Below are 11,071 nucleotides of genomic sequence, written 5' to 3' on the forward strand. Positions count from 1 at the left end.
CTTGTTTTTATCTAATTGTGGTGTAAAATTACAACATAGTTAAGTCAATACATTCAGGAGAAGGTCATGGGTAACGAACTTGGTGGTGCTTATATTGGCCAGATGATTGCAAAAGACGCGATGCACAAAGCGCTTTACGGTAAAGCGAAGAAGAAAAAAGCTTCTGTTTTTGCTCGTGTTATTAAAAAACTGGCGAAATAATTTAAAAAGCCCTGATTGAAAAATCAGGGCTTTTTGCTTTTCTCTGTTTTGTTGTTAGTAAGTAGCCAACATATTGCACAACATTGGCAAAACGCTACTCAAAGACTGATGACATTTAAATCTAGAATTACGCGGATTGGCTTGGTATCTCCACAACATTGTTAGGCACTTTATCTAGCCCCTTTGCTGATAACCACTTTTCTAAATCGTCAGCGCCTCCAATATATTTTCCATCTAACCAGATTTGCGGCACTGTTACCGGTGTTTTTTCGCCAATGATGGCTTTTACTTCAGGAATCATGCGGTATAAGGCGGCGCTGTCTTTAACTACATCATGGTACTCATACTGAACGCCAGCCTCGTCAAGTAATTGTTTGGCTTTGACACAGTAAGGGCAAGTTGCTTTACCATAAACAATGTTGCCTTTTAGCTCATCGCGTTTTACCCACTCAGCAATAACAGACTGTACAAGCACACCCCGATTCAATGCTTCTCCTTGGCTGATAACTTTCCCTTCGACAAGAAGAATGGGTGCATGCCAAGCACCAGCTTTTAATGGTTCCCACCAGTGCGATAACCAATCTTTTACTTCAAGTTCAACGGGCACATCGGCTAGTTCGTTTTCAAAAGTATCCTTTAAAATATCTTTGGTTAATGTACATTCACCACAAGGAATATTGACTTTGAATGGGCCCCAACTACCAGCCCAGCGATACAGTGTAATTTTGATTGGTTGACTCATATGGGTTCCTCATTTCCTTTCCTGAAAATATAGAACTTTTAAATTAGATTTTTCTTTCAACTAACTTTGTCTTTTTCGCTTCCCAATGCGTAATAAACGCAATAGATGCAATAATAATCGCAGCACCTAACCATAAACGACCAGGTGGCACCCAACCAAACACCAACCAACCAGCAACAACATTCAAAGGCAGTTTGGCGTGATCAAATGGTTGCACAAATGAGGCGTCTGCTACTGCATATGCTTTAACGATAGCCCATTGAGCGAGTGCTGTAAGTGCACCTGCGGCTAAAAGCACACCCCATATCGTCCACGTATCTGGCATAGTAAACGTCGGTATCGCTAACAAGATATTAAATGGCGTTATCAGCAGTAATAAATAGACGACCATGGTTGAAGGCGGATCGTTTACCGACATTTTTTTAACCATTAATGAATACGCTGCCCAGAAAAATGCGGCGCCAACAGGGAGCAGGGTCGCCCATGTAAATGAGTCTGCCCAAGGCTCAAGAATGATCATGGCACCAACAAACCCCGTCAATGTAGCGAGCCAGCGTGCAGTACCTACTTTCTCTTTGAGTAACAAGCCAGAACCAACTGTGGCAAATAACGGAGAGGTCATGAGAAGTGCAATGCCTTGCCAAATTGGAACTGGGTAAGCGAGAGCCCATAACCAAAGTTGAATCCCGATAACAGAGAGAAAAATGCGGAATGCATGCCAGCCAAAGTGTTGGGTTCTTAAAGAACGTCTAATCCCAAGTGTACGTAGGTAGGGCAGAATAACAAATAAGGCGATTGCATATTGGAATAACGCAAATGTGGTGGAAGAGACACCAAAGTTGATGCTAGCAATTTGGGCGAAGCTGTTCACTATGGCGAATGCCAAGCCAGCTGCTAGCATCCAGGACGCACCTTGAACAGGATGATGATTCAATTGAAAAATTCCAGTTTGATAGAGGTGGCGGGATCATACGTCCTATTGTTTTTCGCGCCAATAAAAAAATGCCTCCCAGAGGGAGGCGACATTACCAATTCAAAGGACGTGCCTGTTATAACAGGTACAAAGAACGAGAAGCACAAACGCTGCCATGCATTTGCATAAATAATATTGCAGAACACGTGCCAACTTTTATGTGTTTGATTTTAAATGGTTTTTTGGTTTTTCTGTGTTGTCGATTAGATGAAATGCACTAACTTAGTGATCAATCGCATTAAAAGAGGGCAGAAGTAGGCGTCGTTACGCTCGTTTTTCATTGCTGAGCGATGCTTGGATAGTGTGAAAACTTATCGAGTTGTGTTGGGTTAAATAAAAATGGCCAGCAAAGGTGCTGGCCAAGTGGACTCGCTCTTAGGACAAGAGTGAATTAGAAATCGTAACGTACGCCTAGGCGCAGTGTATCTTCGCCTTCTGTTACTAGACCTGTTGTTGCATCTTTTGCTTCATCAAGTTGGTTGATGTAGTAAGACAGGTAAGTACGGAAGTTGCTGTTTAGTTTGTAGTAACCAACAAGCTCGATACCTTCAACTGTGTCGTACTTTGAACCGTTGTCTGGATCATTCTCTTGAGCTGTGTATAGAGCTGCAAGTGTCACTTTGCTTGCTACTTTGTAGCTTGCGACTAGCTCGTAAGCCGTAAAGTCTTCAGAGTCAGTCAGGGAACCTTGAGAATAAGTACCTGCTAGGTAAAGGTTGTCCATCGAGTAAGCGATACCACCTAGAATTTGATCTTCAGAGTTATCTTTATCTACATCGCCACCAGAGTATGCAAGACCAAAGTCGAGTCCCATTGGTAGTGAGTACATTCCAGAGATGCCGTATTTATCTTCGTTATCGCTAGAGTTTGCTTGGTAGGTTGCTTGAAGTTGTAGTGCATCAAACGCACCACGGTATGCGAAAACGCTGTCTTGCTTATCAGACGACGAATCAATAACTTGCTGAACACCAGAGAATTCTGTGATATCCGTCATGTCAGAGATGATGACTGCAGCCATGTCTTGACGACCTACAGAGAAAGCACCGATATCAGAGTCGACGCCTGCATACATGTAGCGGTTTTTGAATTCACTCTTGCCCGTTTTTTGTTCGGCTTCGTAAACACCGAAAGCAGAAAGGCCGTTGCCGATGTCTGTTTTACCTTTTAGGTTAAGACGAGCACGGCTTTTATCTTCCATGGAACCTTCAATTTCAGCACCGTCTGAACCGATGAAGTCACCACGAAACTCAACGCGGCCGCCAACTTTTAATTCAGTACCGTCGTTTTTGTATACAGTTGCTGCGAATGATGGTGCTGATACCAATGCTGTAAGAATTGCAGTAGTTAGTGCTGCCTTTTTCATTTTCTTATTACCCTAGTTGTAATCGATGGGCTTTCTTGCCCGATGTGTTGATGACGCTAAGGTAAAGGCTGAAAATGAAAGATAGATTTCTGTTAAGTTATGATTTGATTGCACTTTTATTGCTGGAAAGAATAAGTTCCCCTTCTCATACCACTTATAAAAAGAAAGGTTTATCTTTTTTGAGGTTTTTTCCTCTCCGTTAAAGACTGTGTTTTTTTCAAAAAGTTCCTGAATTGCTTCTTGACCCTAAATGTAAGTAAACATTTCAATTTGGCAGGGAAGTTTGGCCTAAAAATAGCGAATCATCAGCTATTTGTGAGTTAACTCTCTCTAAAGCATTTCTTATTGTAAGGTTTTTATTTCTCGATTTCTTGAAGACTAAGTAAACGATTGCTTTTTAGGTTTTGTCTGAGATCTTTTCACTCGGTTGTCAGGAACTAATCAAATAAAGTGTCGGCAGTTGTTACACAAAGGTAAAACTAATCTGGTGGAAACGATGCCTCGGATAGCCTTTGTATTCCTCTCTTTGTTCATCATTTCGTTTTTACGAAAGTGAACCAAAGCCGGGTCTAAAACTGACTAACCAACTAATAAGTAATGGATTTAGAAATGAATAAAAAATTATTAGCAGCGGCAATCGCGGCAGCAACCTTCGGTACTCAAGCAGTTGCAGTGGAACTATATAATAACGATGGCACAACATTTTCGATGGGCGGCCACGTTTCTGTTAATTTAAATGGATCAGAGCAAGGTGACACGGATGTGGGTACTAACTCTCCTCGTATCAATATCTCTGCGACACAGGATTTGGGTAATGGCTTCACCGCAGACGCACGTGGTGAATGGGCGCTAAACTACTTAGACGGTGGTGAAGAGTCGTTTAAAACTCGTCTAGGTTACTTAGGTATAACGCATGAGGTTTATGGTCGTGCAGTAGGTGGTACGCAATGGTCACCTTACTACGATGTCGCAGGTATTGCAGATATGCCAATCGCGTTTGCCAACGACTTCATCTATGACGATCATGGAAACCTTGGCACTGGCCGTGCGGATAAAATGCTTTCTTACCGTAATGCCATCGAGCTGGGTGAAGCGGGTGTGATCAACTTTGGTCTTGGTTGGCAGGGTGCAAACGATGATTACACGCGCAACGATGCTGGAGTTATAACTGGCGGTGCTAAATACGATGACCGTGTGCAAGCTGCGCTTTCTTACTCAATCATGGGCGCTAAAATCGGTTACTCTTACAATGGCGGCGATTTCCAGCACCCTGCATATGCAGGTAAGCACACGGCGGAATCACACGTTGTATCAGCATCTTACGGTGCGTACGGCCAAGGCCTATTCCTTGCTGCGGTTTATGGTTCAAACGAAAACATGAACTTCAGTGCAAAAGGCGACCGTTTAGAAGAAAGTGATGCATACGAAGCGATCATCGCATACGCTCTAGCAAACAGCCTAAACTTGAGTGTTAACTATGAGATGGTGGAAGGTAAAGAGTTTAAGAACTCTAAAACAGAAACTGCTCGTGAAGAAATGGCACTACAAGCAGAATACAACTTCACGCCTAAATTTGTTGGTTACGCGGGTTACCAGTTTGACCTAAATGACGACAATGGTCGTGAAACTGATGACAAATGGGCGTTAGGTGCTCGTTACTACCTATAATAGGGTTTAGCGAGAACTATTATTCAAGCTCATTGATCTAAAGCCAGCCTCGTGCTGGCTTTTTTGTCTATTTGTTTTACAAATACTTTGCTGTTTCAATTAGATGATACAAAACTCAAAACGGGGTGAATGTCTTATTTTTTACACTAGAGGTTGCTATTTAGTGTCGTTAAGTCAATAGGTTAGATTATGATGGGATTTTTGTTTTGCAGGGAAGAATGATGAGTGTTATTCAAGTTGAAGAAAAGAAAGTAGAAGTGGGTAAAGTGCTTTGTGTTGGACGAAATTACGTTGAACACATTCATGAGCTTAATAATGCAATGCCTGAGCAAATGGTTGTATTTAATAAACCCGCAACTTCCGTATCAACAACTCTGCGTTCATTCCATCAAGAGCCCCTTCATTATGAAGCTGAAATCTGCTTTTTGATCAAGGATGGACGTTATTCAGCGGTTGGTTTGGGATTGGATCTGACCAAGCGTGGTTTGCAATCCTCGCTTAAAAATCAGGGGTTGCCGTGGGAGCGAGCTAAGGCATTTGATGGCTCTGCTGTGTTTAGTCGGTTTGTCTCTTTGGATAACATTGATATCAATGATCTTAACCTTGAGCTCTTAATCAACTGTGTTCGTGTACAAAAAGGTCACGTTAACCAAATGCTCTATCCGCCGCTAACTATCCTGGATGAATTAACCAGTTACACAACACTTCAAGATGGCGATGTAGTGATGACTGGTACACCAAAGGGCGTTGGTGAGGTACATGAAGGTGACATCTTCCTTGGTCGATTAAAGTGTGGCGATGTCACCTTGTTGGAGATTGAGTGGTTGGCGGATTAAAGCCAAATTCGTAGAACGAGAAATACCACCATACTGATAACCGTCGTTAAAAGAACATTTTTAGTAAAATACGCGATTAAAGCAGCCAGTACGGCAGCCAGTAAAAATGGGTTTTGCACATTGACGCTGAGCTCCCCATCGGGAATGAAAACGATCGGTGCCCAGATCGCAGTCAGTACTGCGGGGCTAGCGTAATTGAGTACTTTTTGAGTGCGCGTCCCTAATCGCAATGGTAGCTTGGGTTCTAAAAACAAGTAGCGGCTGGTGAAAACAAGTACCGTCATCAGCAAAATAGCCAACATGATCATTAGCGTTTCTCCTTTACTTGTTCCACAAAGTAACCAGTAAGCATGGCTAAAATGCTCGAAATCATCAAACTTCCCTCAATTTGATAATAGGTTAGGGCAACTGAGCTCACCAAAGACACAATAACACTCGCGAGCACCGCTGCATTTTTAATGGTGGGTACTACTATCGCGATAAAAGTAGCGGCTACAGCAAATTCCAAACCCATTTCGTTCAGTTCAGGGATTAGACTTCCCGCAATAATGCCCGTCAATGTCGCGACATTCCAAAACAGGTAAAAACTCAGACCAGCCCCAAGTGCATACCAGCGATTAAATTGTTTATCGGAATGGTGGCCTACAATCGCAAACAGCTCGTCAGTAAGTAAGAAGCCGAGTGATAATCGCCATTTTAGAGGGAGCGGTGCAATTTTACTGCGCATCGATACACTGTAGAGGAAGTGTCGAGAGGTGATAAAAAACGTTGTCAGTAACATGGTCACTAGACCTGCTCCCGTTTTAATCATACCCATCGCGACGAGCTGTGCAGAACCTGCGAACAGAATGGCGGATAGTGCTTGTCCTTCCAAAGGGTGAAGCCCAGTATCAATTGCGAATGAGCCTGCGAGTAAGCCCCAAGGGAGCACTGCGATACTCAGAGGCATCATCGCAAGTGTACCTTGCCAAAATAGCGTGGCTTTTGATTCTTTTTGTAACGGCAAAGTGTGGTCCATAGTTTCTTCTTATTTATTCCTAAATCAGATTACCAAGATAGCTCGGTAGTCGCATAACGCCTTGTACAATATTGCTGCTTTAGCTGTGACGGACGTATTGGCCGGGAGTGACGCCCATGGCTTTTTTAAAGTGTCGATGCAGATGGCTTTGATCATGGAAGCCGCATTCTTGTGCCACGTCTGAAATTTTTTGTCCCATTTTTAGTAGCTTCTTCGCCATACGTAAACGTTGCTGAATTTGATAGGCATGAGGCGGAAAGCCAAATTGCTTTTGAAACTCTCTCAGCAGATGAAAAGGGCTTAATCCAGACAGTTTGGCGAGTTCTTCTAGTGAGACGTCCGTTTGTGGAAAGTCTTCCAAAAATTCTCTGACGAGCTGCACTTGTCGCTGAGCTCTGGTTGACTCTTTCAGTGGTGCCCGATGAGTGCTGTGTTTACTGGCTAGCTTGATCAACGTGCCGTAAACCAAAGTTTCTCTCAATAAACGGTTGTCTGATTTTTCTAGTGTTTCAAATACCAATCGTAACTGACTAGCCAGCTCAGGATCGTAAACCACAGGTTGAGGGAAATAGGGCAGAGCTACATTTGGTGAACCAAGCTCTTGTCCTAAAGTTTGAAACTGCTGAGGTACAGGGTACATTGCTTTGTATTCCCAACCGCCTTCCGAGGCTGAATGCCCGTTGTGTACTTCATCTGCATTAACAAGGATGATGCTGTCCTGTGGCGCGATATGATTCCCGCCCGTCCTAAAAAATTGTTGTGCCCCTTTTTCGATGACACCAATAGTGTAACCTTCGTGGCTATGGCGTGAAAAATTCTGCTTCTCATACTTTGCATCGAGAAGTTCTAAACCGCCGAGCTCTTGAGCTATCTTGAAGGTAGCGATTTCCTTATTCTTTTCTTTCATCTTTATCCGGTCTGCTCAAGAAAATCATTTTAGAAGTGTAACGGATCCATCGTGCTTATTTTTGTACAAAATTGCTATTTGATTTTGATAAACAGGCGAATTGATTGCTACTTTTCAACTGGGCAAACTATGATTTTTATTTTTTGACTTATCTTGGCTATTTTGGGCTGGATGATGTTATTTTGTTGGTATAACATTCGCCGCCTTGTTGTAGAAAAGCGGTTCCATCATGATTGATTTATCTGTACTTCCTGTTTATCTCACCGCAGTAGTGGCTTTGTTGCTGTTACCAGGGCCCGATATGTTGCTGATAGCGAGCTCTAGTATGAGTTACGGTAAGAAGGTCGGTCTTTTTGCTAGCTTAGGCAATGCGACGTCTGGTGTTATTCTTACTTTGCTTGCTGCGATGGGAGTATCTACCCTGATTGCCATGAGCCCAATAGCCCTTAAAGTCCTTCATCTACTAGGTGGCGCTTACTTGTTAAAAATGGGTTGGGACTGCTTACGAGCTGAGGCATCTTCGGCTCCAGAGCTTGATGGTCAAAACAAAATGGCATCAACTTATTATCAACGTGCTTTGATGAGTAATTTGCTCAACCCTAAAGCCTTGGTCTTTTTTGTGATGTTTTTGCCGCAGTTTGTCTCAAGCAATATCACGGCATCTTCCGGTGAGCAGATGCTAGCGCTAGGGTTATTGTTGAACGTTCTTGGCTTGTCATTCAATTTATTACTTGTTGGGTTAGCAGGCACATTGGGCAAAGGGCTGCTCGAGAACGAAAAATTCCGCACGTATCAACATAAACTAATGGGGTTAGTGTTTGTTATTCTGGCGTTGTGGATGCTGAGTAGTTTCGCCTTGTAAAGTTATCATATTCCATCAGAAAGCCAGCAATTGCTGGCTTTTTGTTTTAGGATATTGGTGTTTCCTAAGGAGAGGATATATGAAGCTTGAATTTTGTTTAAATCCAGATCAAACAGACCTTGATTTTGTTCGTGAAGGTATTCGATCTTATAACCGACTGCATTTACCTGAAGGGGAAGTGCATGCTGTAGGCTGTTTCGCAAAAGATGAGAATGGCAAGATCATGGGTGGCTTGACTGGCGAAATGTTTAAAAATACGGTGTTTGTGGAGTTTTTGTGGGTAGACGCTGAAAGTCGAACCTCTGGTCTCGGTAGTCAATTAATGTCGATGCTAGAACAAAAAGTAAAGCCTCATGGGGTTACCCATGTTTATTTGGATACCTACAGCTTTCAAGCTCTTGAGTTCTATCTCAAATTGGGTTTTGAGAAAGTGGGGCAGTACTCAGGCTATCCTGCAGAGGGCATCCACAAGTACTTTCTACAAAAGGAAATTGTAGGCTAGGGAAAGCACGGGTTAGCTTGACTTGTTCTAGTGAAAATCAAAAAAGAGGCGCGAATTTGCGCCTCTTGTTGTATCAAATATCTATGTTTCTCTTTGACTTACAAACTTTGCTGGTGCGCGTCGATAAGTTCGTTCATCTTCGCTTCTGCTGCTTGCTGTGCTTGCTCATAGCTCATATCCGCAGGGAAGAGGTTGATGACTTCGTAGTAACATTTTAGTTTTGGCTCAGTACCAGAAGGACGAACAATCACGCGTGATTGATCTTCTAGGTGATAAATCAATACGTCACTTGCCGGTAAGTCAATGGATTCTTCAGAGCCGTCGTCAAACATGCGAACCGATGTTTTTAGATCTTCGGTTACTGCAACTTTTTTACCAGCAATCTCTGTTGGTGGATTTGCTCGGAGTTTGTCGCCGATTGGTGGAGAGTTCGGGTCGAGAGCGATGCTGCGTTGTGCGTTGAAGTAGAAACCGTGCTCGCGGTACAGCTCTTCCAGTTTATCCCACAGTGTTTTGCCTTGCGCTTTAAGCTTGCCTGTTAGCTGTGAAAACGCGACGATTGCAGATAAACCATCTTTATCCCACACCTTGTTACCCACGGTATAACCGAGCGCTTCCTCATAAGCAAACAAGAATGGGTTGGTTTCTGTCTCTTGTTCCATGGCAACGTTAGTAAGCCATTTAAAGCCAGTTAATGTTTGATAGTATTGTGCGCCATGCGCCTTAGCGATGCTGCTCAGCATTCTTGAGGATACGATGGTGTTGCCAACCAAAGCGTTAGGTTGCTGTTCCAACAAGTAATCGCCAAACAGTGAGCCCACCTGATCACCCGTTAGCATTTGATACTCGCCATCTGGGCGTTTAACTGCCACGGCAAAACGGTCCGCATCTGGATCGTTAGCGCAAGCGATATCGGCATCTACGGACTTACCTAACGCCATCACCATATCCATTGCACCGGCTTCTTCAGGGTTTGGGAAGTTGACGGTTGGGAAGCTTCCATCAGGTTCGCGCTGTTCCTTAACACTTGCCACTTTTTGGAAGCCTGCGTCGGCAAGTAGCGTTTCCGCCATATTCGCGCCAACGCCATGCATCGCAGTGTAAGCGATAGAAATATCGGTGTTGTTGTCAGGAGTAAGCAGCGCGTTTTCATTCATTGTCTTACGGTAAGTTTGGTAGTAGTCGTCTTCCAACCAAACTAACAAACCGTGCTGTTTTGCATCATCGAGAGACATTAAAGGTAATGGCTTCGTTGTTGCGTCATCAATTTTCGCTGCGATTCCAGAGTCGTGCGGAGGAATAATCTGTGCGCCATTCTCCCAATATACTTTAAAGCCATTGTATTCTGGTGGATTGTGACTGGCAGTAACAACAACAGCGGCCGCCGCATTCAATGTACGGACACCAAACGCGACAATTGGGGTTGCTGCAACGTCATACGTTAGGTAAACCTTGATACCAAGGGCCGTCAGTACGGATGCGGTATCATGCGCGAATTGTTTTGAATCGGGACGACCGTCGTAGCCAATAACGACACCACGACTCGCGGCATCTTTGACTTGCTCAAGCAAATAGTGCCCTAAACCAGTGGCGGTCTCTTGAATCACCAAGCGGTTCATTCGGTTTGGACCTGCGCCCACTTTGCCACGTAAGCCTGCAGTACCAAAGGCAAGGCGTGAGCCAAAGCGATCAGTAAGTTCTTGTTCATTGTTCGTATCGACGAGGTGTTGTAGCTCTTCACGAGTCTTAGGATCAGGGTCTCGTTCTAGCCATTGAGTAATTAGTGCTGTCATATCAGTCATTCCTTAGTAGGTGGAGCCTACTTTCTTGGACACTTCGTTTGGTAAGTATCTCAATGTTTTCTTTTAAATCAATGTAAATGGTTCTCAATTACATTTCAAAGAGGGCAATCGATAAACCGAATTAATTTTTCTTATCCGAACAAAATTTAATCATATTTAATTTCTTGAAGAACCTTGGAACTATAACTAGCCTTTTA

12 protein-coding genes are annotated in these 11,071 nt (G+C 43.5%); 5 read left to right on the plus strand and 7 right to left on the minus strand.

What is annotated here, in order from left to right; all coding sequences use genetic code 11:
- Positions 1 to 66 precede the first annotated feature (66 nt).
- Entirely contained in the window at positions 67 to 201 is a 135-nt protein-coding gene (locus R7Q39_RS20120; protein ID WP_017635854.1) for a hypothetical protein, read from the plus strand.
- Positions 202 to 328: 127 nt separating this feature from the next.
- Here the strand turns inward: R7Q39_RS20120 and R7Q39_RS20125 are convergent, their stop codons facing one another.
- The 3 genes from R7Q39_RS20125 to R7Q39_RS20135 all read right to left on the minus strand — a co-directional run bounded on the left by R7Q39_RS20125 (position 329) and on the right by R7Q39_RS20135 (position 3,279).
- Positions 329 to 943, minus strand: a complete 615-nt coding sequence (locus R7Q39_RS20125; protein ID WP_005385185.1) for a glutaredoxin domain-containing protein — start codon at positions 941 to 943, stop codon at positions 329 to 331.
- A 43-nt stretch (positions 944 to 986) separates the two neighbouring features.
- The gene (locus R7Q39_RS20130; protein ID WP_167415928.1) at positions 987 to 1,844 is read right to left on the minus strand and encodes a DMT family transporter; all 858 of its coding nucleotides are present in this window, start codon (positions 1,842 to 1,844) and stop codon (positions 987 to 989) included.
- A gap of 463 nt (positions 1,845 to 2,307) precedes the next feature.
- A complete protein-coding gene (locus R7Q39_RS20135; RefSeq protein ID WP_136976480.1) occupies positions 2,308 to 3,279 on the minus strand; it encodes a porin in 972 nt (323 codons plus the stop codon).
- 609 nt (positions 3,280 to 3,888) lie between these two features.
- Here R7Q39_RS20135 and R7Q39_RS20140 point away from each other — a divergent pair.
- Positions 3,889 to 4,947 (plus strand): porin, encoded by a 1,059-nt coding sequence (locus R7Q39_RS20140; RefSeq protein ID WP_017821605.1) that lies wholly within the window; start codon positions 3,889 to 3,891, stop codon positions 4,945 to 4,947.
- Between the two features lie 221 nt (positions 4,948 to 5,168).
- Positions 5,169 to 5,783: a fumarylacetoacetate hydrolase family protein gene (locus R7Q39_RS20145; protein ID WP_017635857.1), complete on the plus strand. Its 615-nt coding sequence runs from the start codon at positions 5,169 to 5,171 to the stop codon at positions 5,781 to 5,783.
- Here R7Q39_RS20145 and R7Q39_RS20150 read toward each other — a convergent pair.
- The 3 genes from R7Q39_RS20150 to R7Q39_RS20160 form a co-directional block, all read right to left on the minus strand.
- A complete protein-coding gene (locus R7Q39_RS20150) occupies positions 5,780 to 6,091 on the minus strand; it encodes an AzlD domain-containing protein (RefSeq protein ID WP_005385193.1) in 312 nt (103 codons plus the stop codon). The genes R7Q39_RS20145 and R7Q39_RS20150 overlap by 4 nt on opposite strands.
- Positions 6,091 to 6,801 (minus strand): AzlC family ABC transporter permease, encoded by a 711-nt coding sequence (locus R7Q39_RS20155; protein WP_054574397.1) that lies wholly within the window; start codon positions 6,799 to 6,801, stop codon positions 6,091 to 6,093. The genes R7Q39_RS20150 and R7Q39_RS20155 overlap by 1 nt, the downstream gene beginning before the upstream one ends.
- Before the next feature lie 79 nt (positions 6,802 to 6,880).
- Positions 6,881 to 7,708, minus strand: coding sequence for an AraC family transcriptional regulator (locus R7Q39_RS20160; RefSeq protein WP_005385198.1), 828 nt, complete (start codon positions 7,706 to 7,708; stop codon positions 6,881 to 6,883).
- Positions 7,709 to 7,937: 229 nt separating this feature from the next.
- On the opposite strand from R7Q39_RS20160, the gene R7Q39_RS20165 reads away from it, so the two are divergent.
- Together R7Q39_RS20165 and R7Q39_RS20170 are read left to right on the plus strand one after the other, a co-directional pair.
- Positions 7,938 to 8,570, plus strand: a complete 633-nt coding sequence (locus tag R7Q39_RS20165; protein ID WP_005375522.1) for a LysE family translocator — start codon at positions 7,938 to 7,940, stop codon at positions 8,568 to 8,570.
- 79 nt (positions 8,571 to 8,649) lie between these two features.
- Entirely contained in the window at positions 8,650 to 9,072 is a 423-nt protein-coding gene (locus R7Q39_RS20170; RefSeq protein WP_005375519.1) for a GNAT family N-acetyltransferase, read from the plus strand.
- A 98-nt stretch (positions 9,073 to 9,170) separates the two neighbouring features.
- Here the strand turns inward: R7Q39_RS20170 and R7Q39_RS20175 are convergent, their stop codons facing one another.
- On the minus strand, positions 9,171 to 10,865 hold the full coding sequence (locus tag R7Q39_RS20175) for a phospho-sugar mutase (protein WP_017821603.1): 1,695 nt from the start codon (positions 10,863 to 10,865) through the stop codon (positions 9,171 to 9,173).
- Between the last annotated feature and the right edge of the window lie 206 nt (positions 10,866 to 11,071).

Origin of the sequence: Vibrio sp. 947 (assembly GCF_033339115.1) — a bacterium.
Lineage (GTDB): Bacteria > Pseudomonadota > Gammaproteobacteria > Enterobacterales > Vibrionaceae > Vibrio > Vibrio alginolyticus.